Annotated in this window: 15 protein-coding genes and 1 pseudogene; 5 read left to right on the top strand and 11 right to left on the bottom strand. The window is 70.9% G+C overall.

Annotation, left to right across the window (positions count from 1 at the left end; all coding sequences use genetic code 11):
* Positions 1 to 7: 7 nt before the first annotated feature.
* The 3 genes from CLM62_RS11950 to CLM62_RS11940 all read right to left on the bottom strand — a co-directional run bounded on the left by CLM62_RS11950 (position 8) and on the right by CLM62_RS11940 (position 2,034).
* Positions 8 to 331, bottom strand: coding sequence for a hypothetical protein (locus tag CLM62_RS11950; protein WP_095749803.1), 324 nt, complete (start codon positions 329 to 331; stop codon positions 8 to 10).
* Positions 332 to 591: 260 nt separating this feature from the next.
* On the bottom strand, positions 592 to 1,494 hold the full coding sequence (locus CLM62_RS11945; RefSeq protein ID WP_095749802.1) for a DUF6397 family protein: 903 nt from the start codon (positions 1,492 to 1,494) through the stop codon (positions 592 to 594).
* A 126-nt stretch (positions 1,495 to 1,620) separates the two neighbouring features.
* The gene (locus CLM62_RS11940; RefSeq protein ID WP_095749801.1) at positions 1,621 to 2,034 is read right to left on the bottom strand and encodes a roadblock/LC7 domain-containing protein; all 414 of its coding nucleotides are present in this window, start codon (positions 2,032 to 2,034) and stop codon (positions 1,621 to 1,623) included.
* Between the two features lie 94 nt (positions 2,035 to 2,128).
* Here CLM62_RS11940 and CLM62_RS11935 point away from each other — a divergent pair, with 94 nt between their 5' ends.
* Complete coding sequence (locus CLM62_RS11935; protein ID WP_095749800.1) at positions 2,129 to 2,557, top strand: PPOX class F420-dependent oxidoreductase; 429 nt, start codon at positions 2,129 to 2,131, stop codon at positions 2,555 to 2,557.
* 30 nt (positions 2,558 to 2,587) lie between these two features.
* On the opposite strand, the gene CLM62_RS11930 is transcribed toward CLM62_RS11935, so the two are convergent.
* Genes CLM62_RS11930 through CLM62_RS11910 form a run of 5 tightly spaced genes read right to left on the bottom strand, consistent with a single transcriptional unit; the run spans position 2,588 to position 7,467 of the window.
* Entirely contained in the window at positions 2,588 to 3,193 is a 606-nt protein-coding gene (locus tag CLM62_RS11930; RefSeq protein ID WP_095749799.1) for an ATP/GTP-binding protein, read from the bottom strand.
* A 49-nt stretch (positions 3,194 to 3,242) separates the two neighbouring features.
* Positions 3,243 to 3,656 (bottom strand): DUF742 domain-containing protein, encoded by a 414-nt coding sequence (locus tag CLM62_RS11925; RefSeq protein WP_095749798.1) that lies wholly within the window; start codon positions 3,654 to 3,656, stop codon positions 3,243 to 3,245.
* A 22-nt stretch (positions 3,657 to 3,678) separates the two neighbouring features.
* Positions 3,679 to 4,116 carry a roadblock/LC7 domain-containing protein gene (locus tag CLM62_RS11920; protein ID WP_095749797.1) on the bottom strand — a complete coding sequence of 146 codons (438 nt, stop codon included), beginning with the start codon at positions 4,114 to 4,116 and terminating at the stop codon, positions 3,679 to 3,681.
* Entirely contained in the window at positions 4,113 to 6,635 is a 2,523-nt protein-coding gene (locus CLM62_RS11915) for a nitrate- and nitrite sensing domain-containing protein (protein WP_095749796.1), read from the bottom strand. The genes CLM62_RS11920 and CLM62_RS11915 overlap by 4 nt, the downstream gene beginning before the upstream one ends.
* Positions 6,636 to 6,693: 58 nt before the next feature.
* Complete coding sequence (locus tag CLM62_RS11910) at positions 6,694 to 7,467, bottom strand: MHYT domain-containing protein (protein WP_095749795.1); 774 nt, start codon at positions 7,465 to 7,467, stop codon at positions 6,694 to 6,696.
* 152 nt (positions 7,468 to 7,619) lie between these two features.
* On the opposite strand from CLM62_RS11910, the gene CLM62_RS11905 reads away from it, so the two are divergent.
* Positions 7,620 to 8,219, top strand: a complete 600-nt coding sequence (locus CLM62_RS11905; protein WP_095750050.1) for a class I SAM-dependent methyltransferase — start codon at positions 7,620 to 7,622, stop codon at positions 8,217 to 8,219.
* Positions 8,220 to 8,337: 118 nt separating this feature from the next.
* On the opposite strand, the gene CLM62_RS11900 is transcribed toward CLM62_RS11905, so the two are convergent.
* On the bottom strand, positions 8,338 to 9,222 hold the full coding sequence (locus CLM62_RS11900) for an oxygenase MpaB family protein (protein ID WP_179382056.1): 885 nt from the start codon (positions 9,220 to 9,222) through the stop codon (positions 8,338 to 8,340).
* A gap of 99 nt (positions 9,223 to 9,321) precedes the next feature.
* Between CLM62_RS11900 and CLM62_RS11895 the strand changes: the two genes are divergently transcribed.
* Positions 9,322 to 9,618: a hypothetical protein gene (locus tag CLM62_RS11895; RefSeq protein WP_095749794.1), complete on the top strand. Its 297-nt coding sequence runs from the start codon at positions 9,322 to 9,324 to the stop codon at positions 9,616 to 9,618.
* 135 nt (positions 9,619 to 9,753) lie between these two features.
* Positions 9,754 to 10,623: a hypothetical protein gene (locus tag CLM62_RS11890; protein WP_095749793.1), complete on the top strand. Its 870-nt coding sequence runs from the start codon at positions 9,754 to 9,756 to the stop codon at positions 10,621 to 10,623.
* 402 nt (positions 10,624 to 11,025) lie between these two features.
* On the opposite strand, the gene CLM62_RS11885 is transcribed toward CLM62_RS11890, so the two are convergent.
* Together CLM62_RS11885 and CLM62_RS11880 are read right to left on the bottom strand one after the other, a co-directional pair.
* Positions 11,026 to 11,208 carry a hypothetical protein gene (locus CLM62_RS11885; RefSeq protein WP_086731275.1) on the bottom strand — a complete coding sequence of 61 codons (183 nt, stop codon included), beginning with the start codon at positions 11,206 to 11,208 and terminating at the stop codon, positions 11,026 to 11,028.
* A 115-nt stretch (positions 11,209 to 11,323) separates the two neighbouring features.
* On the bottom strand, positions 11,324 to 12,379 hold the full coding sequence (locus tag CLM62_RS11880) for an acyl-CoA desaturase (RefSeq protein WP_095749792.1): 1,056 nt from the start codon (positions 12,377 to 12,379) through the stop codon (positions 11,324 to 11,326).
* Positions 12,380 to 12,628: 249 nt separating this feature from the next.
* On the opposite strand from CLM62_RS11880, the pseudogene CLM62_RS11875 reads away from it, so the two are divergent.
* Positions 12,629 to 13,156, top strand: a pseudogene (locus CLM62_RS11875) (ATP-dependent helicase); the annotation flags it as partial.

Here is a 13,156-nt window from a genome sequence, read left to right as displayed (position 1 = left end):
GACACGCCTAGGACCTGGTCCGCCCGATCCACTGGGTCGGCCCTTCGAGAGGCAGGATGGGGGCCTCAAGGGCTTCGTCGCGGTCGCACACGAGGGTGTCTCCGCCCACCCTCAGGCGGGCGACCTGGATCGAGCTTCGGCGGTCGTTGTAGTCGCTGTGCTGTACGGCGCCCTCGTCGGATTGCCCGAGGTGCGTGAAATGGAAGACGAACGCGCCGAGTTCACTGGTGACGACATCGGCGTGGGATCCATAGCTCGCGTCGTCCGTGCCCTGTTCGGGGCGATCGAGAACGAGTGACCGCCCATGAGCCCTGCCATGGCCGTCGTCCACGTCGCCAACTCCGGCTCATGGGCCTCCTGGCCGCGGGCCGGCCCACACCGTCGCACTCACTCCTGGGAAGAACCGATGACAGCCGTTGCCCGCCCCCTGTTCCGGGACCCCGTTCCCGACCGCGCGACGGACCCCACCGTCATCTGGAACCGGCACGCCCGCGAGTGGTGGATGACACGAGCCGTCGCGCCGACGCGCCACCGATGGGGTCCTTCAAGAACCTCGACTGATCAGAACCCTGTGCTTCAAAACCCTGGAGTTCACCGCTCTGCGGTGCGGTGGCTTCTGCTCCGCAGCCAGCCCATGAGCCCGCGCGACGACGGTTCCGGGTCCTCCGGCACTGACGCAGCCGGCAGCGCCGCGGCGCCGGCCTGTTTCGGTGCGGGGCGGGGGGCTGCCCGGTACTCGCGTGCTTCCTCCATGGCCACCACCAGTTCGGCCCGCCGCCAGTCGATCTCGTCGGGAGCGTCCGCCGTCATGAGCGTCTCGGCGATGTGGGCGGCGGGCGAACCCGGTGCGCCATGCGTGGGCGGCCCGGGCCGGAACCGGTTCAGATGGGCGCGCTCATAGGGGTCACGGACGAGTTCCGCGATCTGAATGGGATCAAGGAAGGCGGCCACGGCCCCGGCGTGCCCCCACGGGTCTTCGGTCTGCCTCAGCAGGAATCCCAGGTGCCGTCCGCGCCAGTTGCGAGGGCGCAGGTCCAGTCCCGCGCCCAGCTGGTCGCGCATTCCCTCGGGCATACGCTCCTTCAGCAGTGGGGTGTTCTTCTCGTCGGTCGCGAACTGGCGTAGCTCGTCGGCCAGATACAGCCAGACCACGGTGCCGTAGCGGTTGAGATAAAATTTTGCCGGTGCCACCATCCCCAGGCGTGCCAGGCGAGTGAACCTGCCGGCGGGCACATCCATGACGGCCGCGCCCTCTTTGGTGCCCACGGCCTTCACGCGGGCCAGCAGGGAGTCGGGAAATCCGTCGCTTGACCTCACCCGGTCGATCTCGGAGCGAGCCACACGGCGGCCCCCGCCTCCTTCGTCGGGCAGGGTCCTGATGTGTCCGAGGTTTACGGCTAGGTCGAACTCGCCTCGCTTCAACCCGAGTTCTCGCGCCGCGCGGCTGGGCGCGCAGGAGAGGTGGTGCGGTTTCATGATGGTCTCGGCTGACATGGTCGGTCTCCCCCGTGGAGTCGATGCTCACGCTGCGTGCGCTCGCCGTGACAAAAACCGTAGCCGGTCCGGCGAATTCCGTGGCGAGCCTGTGGATAACTCCACGGCTAAGGGAGAAAGCGCAGGTCAGAGATCTGTTGCCGGGCTTCGCTCAGGCTGTCGGGCGTCCACGCCGAGGTGCTCGCCGACCCGGTTGACGAGCAGTGTCATCTCGTAGGCGATCTGGCCGATGTCGGCCTCCGCGCCGCTCAGCACGCACAGACAGCTGCCGGTGCCCGCCGCGGTGACGAACAGCACCGCGTCGTCGAACTCGACCATCGTCTGACGGACCCGGCCCGCGCCGAAGTGCCGCCCCGAGCCCTTGGCCAGACTGTGCAGTCCGGAGGAGACAGCGGCCAGGTGCTCCGCGTCCTCCCGGCGCAGTCCCGTGCTCGCCCCCGTGACCAGTCCGTCGTTGGACAGGACCAGAGCGTGCCGTACATGTTCCATGCGCTCGGTCAAATCGTCCAACAGCCAGTCAAGTCCCTGGTTCTGCGCCATGTTTCCCGTCTCCCCGTGTGACGTCTCCCCCTCTCCGGAGGATCTCCACGCCAGCCTTCCCCACGACCGGCGTCCGAGCAAGGAGGATGGGGACATGGCACAGAAGATGACCGACACCGAATGGCGGGAGTTCGTTTCTTACGGCACCCGCACCGGAAAGCTCTCGACCGTGCGGGCCGATGGGAGTCCGCATGTGACGCCGATCTGGTTCCTGCTCGACGGGGACGAGATCGTGTTCAACACCGGCAAGAGCAGTGTGAAGGGCCGCAGTCTGGCCCGGGACGGCCGGGCGGCCCTGTGCGTGGACGACGACCGGCCACCCTTCGACTTCGTCGTGCTCCAGGGCCGTGCCCGGATCTCGGAGGACCTCGACGAGGTCAGGCACTGGGCCGGCCGCATAGCGGCGCGGTACATGGGCGAGGAGCGGGCCGAGGAGTTCGGCGCCCGCAACGGCGTTCCGGGTGAACTCCTCGTCCGTGTCTCGATCGACAAGGTCCTGGCGCAGAAGGCCGTCGCCGACTGAGAAAGCCCGCCGTCCCGAGTGCTCGGGTCGTCAGCCCACCGAGTCGAGCAGCCGGGCGGTGTGCATCCGCCCGGCGTACTCGACCAGTCGGATCAGCACCTCCTTCCCCGAGTCGCGGTCACGGGCGTCGCAGAGCACCACGGGCGTGCCCTGGTCGAGATCGAGGGCGCGCGCGACGTCGTGCGCGCCGTATGTCCGGGCGCCCGCGAAGCAGTTGACGGCCACCACGAACGGGATGTGCCGGTGCTCGAAGTAGTCCACGGCGGGGAAGCAGTCCTCCAGGCGGCGGGTGTCGGCGAGGACCACGGCGCCGAGGGCGCCCTGCGACAACTCGTCCCACAGGAACCAGAAGCGGTCCTGGCCCGGGGTGCCGAAGAGGTACAAGGAGAGGCCGGACCGGATGGTGATGCGTCCGAAGTCCATGGCGACCGTGGTGGTGACCTTCTGGTCCACGCCGTCGGTGTCGTCCACCAACTGTCCGGCCTCACTCAGCAGTTCTTCGGTACGCAGCGGCCGGATCTCGCTGACCGCGCCCACCAGGGTGGTCTTGCCCACGCCGAATCCACCGGCGACCAGAATCTTCAACGCCAGGGCGGCCGTCTCGTCGCCCTGGGCGTCGGAGTCATCGGAGACCATCGATCACTTCTCTCTGGAGTGCCGGCAAACGGTGGTGGTGAACTTTCATCTACAGCGCTCGCAGTCCCTCGATCACCTCGCGCAGGATCCGTTCGTCAGGCAGCTGCGCGGGCGGCACGGGTCGGCTGACGGTGACGCAGCCGAGTTCCAGGAGGTCGCCCAGGAGTACCCTGACCACGCCCACGGGCAGGTCGGCGCCGGCGGCGAGTTCCGCGACCGACTGCGTCTCCGGGCGGCACAGGTCGATGAGGGCACGGTGTTCCGGTCCGAGCGCGGTGTCGTCGTCGATGCCGGGCGCGCCCGCGTCCAGCGTGACGAGGGCGATCAGGTCGAACCGCACCCCGGTGGGGCCGGGTCTGGTGCGTCCGCCCGTCATGGCGTACGGCCGGACGAGCGGCCCGGCCTCGCCGTCGTACCACTGGCTGCCCTGCTCGCGCGGGGCGCCCGTCATGTCTTCGGTCATGTGCGTGGACCGCCTTCTCGCCTCATCCGGCGGCGGGCGGTCGAGCACCGACGCGCGGCGGCGTGTACAGGTGCTCGCCGACGCGCTTGACCAGCCGTGCCATCTCGTAGGCGACGAGGCCTATGTCGGCGGTCACGGCGGTGAGGACGGCCAGGCAGGAGCCGTCGCCCGCGGCGACGACGAACAGGAAGCCGTCGTCCATCTCCACCATGGTCTGACGTACGCCCCCGGCGCCGAAGTGCCGCCCCGCACCCTTGGCCAGGCTGTGGAAGCCGGAGGCGACCGCCGCCAGGTGTTCGGCGTCCTCGCGGCGGAGGTCGGTCGACGCGCCCACGGCGAGGCCGTCGTTGGACAGCACCACCGCGTGCCGTACTTCGCTGACGCGCAGTACCAGGTCGTCCAGCAGCCAGTCGAGTTCGCCCGACCGCTGGGCGGCCCTCATGCTCGGGTCCTGGATCATGCGGGGTCTCCTTCGCTGCTGTCGCTGCCCGCTGGGAAATCTGGGGTGACACCGCGGCCCGGCTGCCTGCCGCCTCCGCGTGTCCAGCCGTCGCGGTAGGCCGCCATGCGGTCCCGTACGAGTTCGGGGGTGCGCCGGTCGTCTTCCGGGGCGGCGGACGCCTGTGCCGGCTCCTCGGAGCGCCGCTCGCGCAGTTGGGGCGCGAGATTCGCCTGCCGCACCCGGCGAGGCAGGTCGTCGGAGTCCTCGGGAGGGTCGTCCGGGGGACGGTGCAGACGCAAGGCGGTGACTCCGGGAGGTGGGGTTTCGGTCGTGGCCCGGGCCTCGGCCGGTGCGGGGGCCACCAGGGCGGGCCGGTGCGCCGACGCCGGGACGGAGTCCTGGTGCTGGGCTCCAGGCACAGGCGCGTACTCGCGTTCCGCCTGCCGTTCCGCTTCCACCGCCTTGTGGGGGGAACGTTCCGCCCCGCTGGTGTGCAGCAGGGCCGTGGGCAGCAGGACGACCGCGGTGGTGCCGCCGTAGGGCGAGGTGCGCAGGTGCACCTTGATGCCGTGCCGGGCGGAGAGCCTGCTGACCACGAAGAGGCCGAGCCGGTCGCTGTCGAACAGGTCGAGCGCCTCGGACTGCTCGATGCGCCGGTTGGCTTCGGCGAGGGTCTCCTTGCCCATCCCCAGGCCGCGGTCCTCGACCTCGACGGCGTAGCCGTTGCCGACGGGCTCGCCGGTGATCCGCACGCGCGTGTGGGGCGGCGAGAACTGGGCGGCGTTCTCGATGATCTCGGCCAGCAGGTGGGTGAGGTCTGCGACGGCCGCGCCGATGACGGACGCGTCGGGGAGCTGTCGTACCTCCACGCGCGCGTAGTCCTCGACTTCCGAGACGGCCGCGCGGACGACGTTCGTCAGGGAGACCGGCATCCGCCAGGCGCGGCCGGGTGCCGCTCCGGAGAGGATGATCAGGCTCTCGGCGTGGCGGCGCATGCGGGTGGTGAGGTGGTCGAGCCGGAAGAGGTCGCTCAGTTCGTTCGGGTCGTCCGAGCGGCGTTCCATGCTGTCGAGGAGGCTCAGCTGGCGGTGGACGAGGATCTGGCTGCGGCGGGCGAGATTGACGAAGACTCCGGAGATGCCGCTGGCGAGCTCGGCACGCTCCGCGGCGGCCCTGAGCGCGGCGCGGTGCACGGTGCCCAGGGCCTCGGCGACCTGCCCGGTCTCGTCCTCCGCGGGCGGCCCGGGCGGGGCCTCTGCCTGGACGTCGATCTCCTCGCCCGCGCGCAGTTTCCGCATGGCCTCGGGGAGTTTGCGGCGGGCGATCTCCAGGGCGCTGTTGCGCAGGCTCACCAGCTCGACGACCAGGCCGCGTCCGATGCGCACGGAGATCACGAGCGACGCGGCGACGGCGACGAGGCCGAGGAGGACGGCGGCGCCGGCGGGGGTGAGCAGTCCACGGGTGAACGGATCGGCCTGCTCGGCGACACCGTGCCCGGCGTCCTCCTCGATCGTCCGCATCCCGTCCTGCACGCGCGCGTGGGCGCCTGTCCAGGTGGCTTCCGGTGCCGCGTCGATCGCCCGGGCGCCCGGCCCGGCGGCGAGGATCTTGTCCTCGGTGGCCGTCACGGTGGCGTAGGCACGGCTGTCGGCGAGGCCACGCCAGGCGGCACGTTCGGAGCCCCGTAGATCGGCCGCGGCGGACTCGGTGAGGGCACGACGGGTGTCGACGGCGCCGGTGAACAGCCGCAGCCGCTCGCCCGAGAGGCCGCCGGCGAGGCGCGCACTGGCCAGGACGGTGTCCTCCTGGGCCAACGCCTCACCCGCGCGGGAGAATTCGAGCAGCACGCGCGCGTCGGAGCCGAGTTCGGCGTCCTGGATGCCGGTGAGGGCGCCGCCCACGCCGTAGGCGCTCGCGATGGTCCTCGTGTATTGGCCGTAGGTCTCGTCCCAGCCGGCGCGGCGGTCGAGTACGGCGGTGCGCAGCGTGCGCAGTCGCTCGGCGCCGCTGACGAACGCTTCGAGCCGCTGGGCCACTCCTGCGGGCAGTTCCTCGCTGTCGGCGATGGTGTTGTCGTCGCCGAGCCGCAGTTGTGCGAGGGCCCGGTCGGTGCGTTCCGCCAGCTTCTTCAGGTCGCCGCTCTGCCCGGCCGACGGGTCGGTCGCGTGGCGGACGGCGGCCGCCCGCTCGGTCTGAAGGGCGGCAACGGCCTGAGCGACGGGGGTCCGGATCGTGGAGTCGACGCGCTGCAACTGCAGCAGCCGCGAGACGTCCTGGGCGGTCGTGACGGTGGCGTACGCCCACAGTGCGAGCAGGGAGACGACCGGGACCATCAGCAGGCAGACGATCTTGGCTCGCACGGTCCGCGGTCGGATGTGCCAGCGTCCCACGCGCGCGGGTGCGTCGTCCGGTATCGCGCTCACGGAGTCGTCCGGGCCTTCGTCGGCCGGCGGTCCGGCGTGTGCGCGGCGGCCGCGCACGGGGGGCGGGGGCGGCGTCTCGGCGCCGGCTGTGGGGGTCCTACGCGGTGTACGCATGGCCTCCTCGCTCGGGAGTGGTTCGGGCGTGCCCGTCCGGGCGGTGCTGGGTCCGCCGCTAGTGGGCCGTGCTCTCGACCGGCCGCTGGGCCGAGGCGGAGGCCCGGCGCTCCCCCGTCGTCGGTGACAGGGCGACGAAGGCCGAGGTCAGGAAGAGATAGGACCCGAGGCCGACGGCGAGGGGGAAGATGAACTGCATCGCCGTGGCCCCGGGCAGGGCCGCCCCGGAGGGCGTTACGTGCACACTCACCGCGAACATGCCGGTGTAGTGCATGCTGCTCACCGCCGCGCCCATGATGAGGGAGGCCATGGTGACCGCGACGGGTGACTTGATGTTGAGCGCCGCCCACAGGGCCGCTGTCGCCGCGACGACGGCGATCAGGACGGAGAGTCCGACGAGCGCGGGGTCATAGCCGACGTCGCCGTGCAGGCGTACCGCCGCCATGCCCAGGTAGTGCATGCTCGCGACGCCGAGCCCGGTGGTGAGTCCGCCCAGGAAGAGCGCCCGGGTGCGGTCACGGCTGTAGCCGACGGCGAAGACGCCGGCGCAGACGACGATCATGGCGACGAGCAGGCTCGCGATCGTCAGCGGCACGTCGTAGCGGATGTCGGTGCCGCTGACGCTGAAGCCGAGCATGGCCACGAAGTGCATGGTCCAGATGCCGGTGCCGATCGCCGAGGCGGCGGTGACGAGCCAGTTGCGGCGTGAGCGTCCGGTGGCGCCGAGCGCGCGGACGGTGCAGCGCAGCCCGAGAGCGGCGCCTATGCAGGCCATCACGTACGACAGCACGGGGGTCAGCCACCCAAGGGCGGCGTGGTCCAGGTGTCCCATGGCTCCGGGACGCTAGTCGGGGCAGCGGCTCACAAAGGGCGCGCATTTCGAAAGCTGTTGGAATATGACCCAGAGATGTACCTGAACGATCGCGGCACGCTCGAACGTGTGCACCGGGGTGTCATCCCTGCCGGTGAGGGATCATGCGGAACATGAGCGACGACCACACACGCGTCCAGGAGTTCTTCACCGCCCGCGCCGCCGACTGGGACCGGCGTTTCCCCGACGACGGCCCCGCCTATGCCGCCGCGGTCGCGGACCTCGGGCTGCGCGAGGGCGACCGCGTGCTCGACGCGGGCTGCGGCACCGGACGCGCCCTGACGCCGCTGCGCGCGGCCGTGGGGCCCTCGGGAGTGGTCCTGGGGGTCGATCTGACCCCGGCCATGCTGCAGGCCGCCGTACGGGCCGGACGGGACCGGGACGGGCAGTTGCTGCTCGCCGACGTCGCCGGGTTGCCGCTGCGCTCGGAATCGCTCGACGCGGTGTTCGGCGCGGGGCTCATCGCGCACCTTCCCCATCCGGCCGAGGACCTGCGCCATTTGACGCGCGTGGTACGCCCCGGCGGGGTGCTGGCGTTGTTCCACCCGATCGGCAGGGCGGCGCTCGCCGCGCGCCAAGGCCGGCAGATCACCCCGGACGATCTGCGCGCGGAGCACAACCTGCGGCCGCTGCTGGCCGGTTCCGGGTGGCGGATGACGTCGTACGTCGACGAGGACGACCGGTTCCTGGCGGTGGCCGTCCGCGAGGGCTGACGCCCTCGGTCATGCGGGACATCCTCAAGGGACTGCCGATCGACCGCCTGTACCTACAGGGGCGCGTTCAGCGGTGAACTCGAGGGGAGAGGAGCCCCCGGAGAGCCGAGGGGACCGCTCACGAGCCTGTGTGGCGCACGGGACAGCCCCGTACGCCGGCGACCGGGCGGGTGCCCAGTTCGTCCAGCCGGTAGCCGTTCGGGTAGCCCTTGATCTCCCAGTTCTGCCGCGCGTGGTGCGGCGCGCGCCGCGGCGGAAGCAGCCGGACTGCGCGTCCGCGCATCCGAACCGCACGGCGCACGAGCGCGCGGGTGAGCGGGCTCGGAGGCGGGTAGCGGAAGGCCCGCAGGAGTGGTTCGTCGAGCAGGGCGAGCGTGGAGGTGCGCAGGAGCGGCGCGAGCGGGGCCGGATACCAGGAGGCCATCAGGGCGAGCGTGGCGTCCGAGACCCGCCGCGCCTCCTCGGTCCAGGCGAAACGGGCCTCTTCATAGGTGTCGAGGCAGGTCTCGAACTCCTCGTAGGTCTCAGGTAAGTCCCTGATGCCCATGTGCCGACCCAGAGTGCGGTGGTGGACGGCGGAGGCGACGATCTCGTGGCGTGACAGCCTGCGCCAGCCGTAGGCGTCGATCCACCGCTTGGGCATCACGACGAATGTGCACAGCACGTACCGCATGTCGTCGTTGCTGATGTCGTAGCTGCGGTGCATCTGGTTGATGCGGCGGATCGCCGTGCGCCCCTGCTCGCTGCCGAAGCCATGCTCGACGACGGCGTCCAGGAGCAGCGAGGTGTCGTCGTACCGCTTCTGTGCCCGGTCCGTGAGCTCGGCCGTCTCGGCCAGCAACCGGCCGATGCTTGGCACGGCGTACGTGCGGTACAGGGCCAGCTCCAGGGAGCGGGTGAAGTCCCAGGGGAACTCGTACGCCACGCTGAGCCGATGGATCTCCAGGGAGTCCTTCTCCGGGTCCATCCGCCGGATCTGTTCGAGCCGCTCGAAGCGTCTCACGGCACTGTCCCCCTTCTGCTGTCGAACCTCCAACTCTACGTTGAGGAGCAGAAGATGACCGTTCAGCCATGGCAACCACGCAGGGGGAAGGTGGTCAGCATGTTCGGCAGGATCCGCAGGTCCGTCGCCAGGTTCCTCAACGCCTTGCGTGTGGAGACGGACACCGGCCGGGGCGCACGCTCGCACAACCTGTTCGAGGCCGCCGCCGCGTATGTCTCGGCGTGCGCGGAGGACGACCAGGAGCGGATCGACGAGGCCGCGGGCTGGGTGTCGCCGGAGGCGCTGTCATTCGGGGTGAACGAGCTGGCCTGCCGGGCCGTCATCGCTCTCGCGCGGGAACGCGACGAGTCGACCCGGACGGTGGCTCGTACGCTCCTCGGGCTGCCGGCGGCCTGACATACCGGCGACAGGTGGTCGATTCGCCCCGTCCGGCCGGAAAGCTGCAGCTCCGGGTGTGTCGGGGAGTCGTGACAAGCGCCTTGCGGTCGCACTAGGGTGCGCGCCGTTGGACGAACCGATGGGGAGGCTGGAATGGCCGGGACGGATGAGGACGCCGTCGCCGCCGCGGACGATGCGCTCTATGTGCTGACGGCAGCGCTGCTGACGCCGGCGAAGTTCCCGAGCGTACTGGGCGACGACTATCCGGCGGCGTGCGCTGCGCTCGGTCTCGCACCGCTGGTCGACGGATACGGTCTGGTGCTCGGGCAGGACGGCGAGGGCGCGAGGTGGACGGTCGTCATCGACGACGTGTCACTGGTGGCCGTCGCCATCGCGTCCTGGGATTGCGGCATGGAGCACGATCTGTCGCCCGATGAACGCACGGTCGTCGCCGCCCTGCCCGGCTGGCCCCTTGAGGTCGCCGTCGCTGCCCCGGGCGTGCCCGCGCCGCATGATCCCGGCCCCGGGGTCGCGGACCGTCCCGCGCTGACGCCGCCGGACACCAGCACCTGGGGTCCGGCCCAGAGGCGTCTGGGAGCCGACGAGATCGCGCTCCAGTGGGCGATGTGGCGGGAGCAGATCGACGACGCGGCCTTCGTGCGCCCGGCCGGCAAGGCTTCCGAAGCCTCCGAGAACGGCGAGTCCTCCGGGACCGCAGGAGACGGCCAGGAGGCCGAGCAGAGCGGGCCCAAGCTCCGCACCGGCATCCGGCGCGTCCTCGCGGAAGCCCGTGCGTACGTAGACACGCCGCCGCCCCTCGGCCGTGTCCGCTCGACCTTCGCGCCGGGGGACGCCCGGACGCTGCGCGCCGACGGTCCCGGCTGGTCGCTCGTGGCCAGGACCGACGACATCGCGTTCGTGCTGCTCGACGAAGAGCCCGGTGAGGTGCTGCCGGTGGGTCGAGGGCCGGAGCTGCCGGGTCTCCTGGAGGCGCTCGACAAGATGGCCGTACGCCCCAGTTGAGCGCCCAGAGCGGTGCCGTGGTCGGGGTACGCCCCCAGCGCGTGGAGTTCGGCTACACATGCGGCGTCGCGGCAGGTGTGCCGGCGGCGCTTGGTACAGCCGCACGAACCGCTCCCATCGAGTTCCTCGTACCGGCCGAGTCGTACGGCGTCCATGGCGGCGTCCCAGCCGGGGCACGCGCCGTCGGCGGGCCGGCTGTCTCGAGGGTGCCGGCCGGCGCGTCCAGGACAGCCGGCGCTTCCCGGCCTCGCGGAGCGGGCTGTGCCGCGACCGCACAGATGTGCGGCCGCCGTAGGGCCTCGGCGTCCGGCCGCCCGCGGACCATGCCGTCGGCAGGCCCGCGGGCGGCGATGTCGTCGGCTCCTGCGCACTCGACGGCCCGGAAGAGCCGACACGGGTGCGTCAGCGGCCGAGCTCCTTGCGCGTGACACGGCGCAGCCTGCGCCGCTGTGAGGGATCCAGCGTGAGGTATGCGGCGGCCGGTACTCCCAGGACTATCAGGAGCGCGGCCCACCAGGGCAGCCAGATCAGCAGGATGAGCCCGGCCGCCACACCTCCTGCGGCGATCTTCGCGTTCTTCGACATGTGCGTCGCCTCCTTCGCGGCCACTGCCGCTCTCTGTTCAGAAAACGGGTCCGCGCTTCCCGCGGTTCCGAACCGCGACCCTGAGACATCCCTGAGACATCCCCGACCGTCGCCCCTACTCGGCCCTGAGGGGCTCCCCCACCTCGTACATGTGGCGGAGCGCCTGTCGGTAGGAGTCGACGAGCCCGGCCTCCGCATAGGGGATACCCAGTTCCCGGCAGTGGGCGCGCACCAGGGGCTGGGCCAGTCGCAGATGGGGGCGGGGCATGCTGGGAAAGAGGTGGTGCTCGATCTGGTAGTTGAGGCCGCCGAGGAACCAGTCGGTGACGGCACCGCCGCGGATGTTGCGCGAAGTGAGCACCTGTCGGCGCAGGTGACCCCAGGGTTCGCCGCTCGGGTCCGGCATCTCCATGCCCTTGTGGTTGGGCGCGAAGGCCAGTCCCAGATGCAGCCCGAAGAGGGCCTGGTGGAGGGCTGCGAACGCCAGAGCCTTGCCGGGAGACATGGACGTGAGCAGCAGGGTCGCGTAGCCGGCGAGGTGGCTCACCAGGAGCACGGCCTCCACCGATCGCTCCCTGGGCGACTGCCGGCGCAGGTCCCGGAAGCTCTGGATCTTCAGGGCGACGCCTTCGAGGAGGGTGAGCGGGAAGAACAGCCAGGCCTGGTTGCGGGTGAGCCAGCGCCGGAAGCCCGTGCGGTCCTTCGCCTGTTCGCCGGTGAAGACGAGGATGTCGGCGGCGACGTCAGGGTCCTTGTCCATGTGGTTGGGGTTGGCGTGGTGACGGTTGTGCTTGTGGTTCCACCAGGAGTAGCTCATCCCCAGCAGCAGGTTGCCGTGGACGAGCCCGATGACACGCCCCGCCGCCTTGTCGGCGGTGATCTGCCCGTGACCCGCGTCGTGACCCAAGAAGGCCGTACGCGCGCAGAGCACGGCGAGCAGGGGCGCCAGCAGGAGCGTCCACCAGGAGTCGCCGACCATCACGATGCCCGTGAGGAGACCGGCGAGGGCGAGTGCGTTGACCGCGATACCCCGCGCGTACCAGGCGTACCGGCGTTCCAGGAGTTCCTGGCTCTTGACCGTGCGCAGGAGCGGAGTGAACTCGCTTCCGCCAGGAGAGGAGCCGGGCGCCTGCCGAGGACGGGCGGCGACGACTGCGGTGGTCTGGGGCATGTCTGGACTCCGGCTCTCTCAGGTAACGGGCTGACCTGAGGAAACGTACGATTCGGTGACCTGCCGCGACCATGAGGGCACCCCCCGTGTGCGGCCTGGGGTCAGCACCGCACGGGCAGGGGGGTTAAGGACACCCCGTCCATGAAGTGACCCACGCCACTCCCTAACCATGACGGGTCGGTCGCAGGAGTGATGTACCCTCGGCGATCCGGTTCCCCCATAGTCAAATTTGAGGAGTACAGCATCGCTGTGCAGAGGTTTCCCGCTGCGCCCTCGTCAGAGATCTCCGAACTGGCCGATTGTTGTGCCGTGTTCGTGCCCGGTGACCCGGCTCGCTCCGGCGGCGTCGCCTTCTGGCGGCCCGATGGCTCAGCCCCGCCCGCCGTCGCAGCGGGGTCGGTCGAGGACCTGACCGTCGCCCTGCCCGGCGGCGGTCGTGTCGAGCGGGTGAGCGTGCCGGCCGTCGTGCTGCCGGTGCGCGCCGCCCTGCCGGTGCTCACGCGCGCGCGTGCCGGCGGGCACGGACACCGAGCAGCCGTGTTCTGGGGAACGGCGTCCGTGCTGGCCCTGCATTTCGTGGCGCGCGGACTGCTGTTGCCCGGCCTGTCCCCGAGCGATCACGATGCGTGGCGCACGGGTCCCCTGGGGACGGCGGACGTGGAGAGCATCCGCCGGCTCGCCGCCGCGATGCCGCCCGAGGCGCACGCCGTGCCCGTGGACGGTGCCGGGCCGCTTCGGTTGCCCGACCCGGAGCGGCTGCTGCGCGCCTTCCTGGAC

The sequence above is a fragment of the Streptomyces sp. SA15 genome (genome assembly GCF_002291145.1).
Lineage (GTDB): Bacteria > Actinomycetota > Actinomycetes > Streptomycetales > Streptomycetaceae > Streptomyces.
This window is presented reverse-complemented; position numbering and strand designations above follow the sequence as displayed.

Coding starts and splice junctions, on each gene's coding strand:
- CLM62_RS11945 (WP_095749802.1), bottom strand. CDS start 1,494: ATGTCAGCCGAGACCATCATGAAACCGCACCACCTCTCCTGCGCGCCC.
- CLM62_RS11940 (WP_095749801.1), bottom strand. CDS start 2,034: ATGGCGCAGAACCAGGGACTTGACTGGCTGTTGGACGATTTGACCGAG.
- CLM62_RS11935 (WP_095749800.1), top strand. CDS start 2,129: ATGGCACAGAAGATGACCGACACCGAATGGCGGGAGTTCGTTTCTTAC.
- CLM62_RS11930 (WP_095749799.1), bottom strand. CDS start 3,193: ATGGTCTCCGATGACTCCGACGCCCAGGGCGACGAGACGGCCGCCCTG.
- CLM62_RS11925 (WP_095749798.1), bottom strand. CDS start 3,656: ATGACCGAAGACATGACGGGCGCCCCGCGCGAGCAGGGCAGCCAGTGG.
- CLM62_RS11920 (WP_095749797.1), bottom strand. CDS start 4,116: ATGATCCAGGACCCGAGCATGAGGGCCGCCCAGCGGTCGGGCGAACTC.
- CLM62_RS11915 (WP_095749796.1), bottom strand. CDS start 6,635: ATGCGTACACCGCGTAGGACCCCCACAGCCGGCGCCGAGACGCCGCCC.
- CLM62_RS11910 (WP_095749795.1), bottom strand. CDS start 7,467: ATGGGACACCTGGACCACGCCGCCCTTGGGTGGCTGACCCCCGTGCTG.
- CLM62_RS11905 (WP_095750050.1), top strand. CDS start 7,620: ATGAGCGACGACCACACACGCGTCCAGGAGTTCTTCACCGCCCGCGCC.
- CLM62_RS11895 (WP_095749794.1), top strand. CDS start 9,322: ATGTTCGGCAGGATCCGCAGGTCCGTCGCCAGGTTCCTCAACGCCTTG.
- CLM62_RS11890 (WP_095749793.1), top strand. CDS start 9,754: ATGGCCGGGACGGATGAGGACGCCGTCGCCGCCGCGGACGATGCGCTC.
- CLM62_RS11885 (WP_086731275.1), bottom strand. CDS start 11,208: ATGTCGAAGAACGCGAAGATCGCCGCAGGAGGTGTGGCGGCCGGGCTC.
- CLM62_RS11880 (WP_095749792.1), bottom strand. CDS start 12,379: ATGCCCCAGACCACCGCAGTCGTCGCCGCCCGTCCTCGGCAGGCGCCC.